Source organism: Streptomyces sp. MMG1533, assembly GCF_001279775.1.
Classification (GTDB): domain Bacteria; phylum Actinomycetota; class Actinomycetes; order Streptomycetales; family Streptomycetaceae; genus Streptomyces.
In genome coordinates this window covers 1-388 of sequence record NZ_LGDG01000137.1, presented here as the reverse complement: position 1 = coordinate 388, position 388 = coordinate 1, and the positions used below count along the sequence as shown (strand labels likewise).

Annotated in this window: 1 protein-coding gene; it reads right to left on the bottom strand. The window is 62.9% G+C overall.

Going from position 1 to position 388, the window contains the following annotated elements; translation table 11 throughout:
- Nucleotides 1–388, bottom strand: a 388-nt coding sequence (locus ADK57_RS16020) for an RICIN domain-containing protein (protein ID WP_199830593.1), incomplete at both ends; no start/stop codon positions are given.

Genomic DNA, 388 nt, shown 5'->3' with positions numbered 1-388 from the left:
GCTTGTTGGTGTTGGCGGTGCAGGTTTCCTGGATGACCGGGTTGCCCGCGGTGGTGCTCGCGTTGAGGTCGCTGAGGCACAGACCGCTGCTGACGCTCACGACCTGGTAGGTGCCGGATCCTGAAGCGGTGAAGCGCCAGAGCTGGTTGCTGCTGCCGACGCAGGTGTACTGCTGGAGCTGGACTCCGCTGGTCGTGCTGGAGTCAGGGACGTCGAGGCATTTACCACTGCCCACCGACATCAACTCGTAGGTGGAGGAGCCTCTGTCGATGACCGTCCACTGCTGGTTGGTCTGACTGCCGACGCAGTTCCACTGCTGGACGAGGGCCTTGTTGGCAGTGCTCATGTTGACGACGTCGAGGCACATGCCGCTCTTGGTGACGGCCAG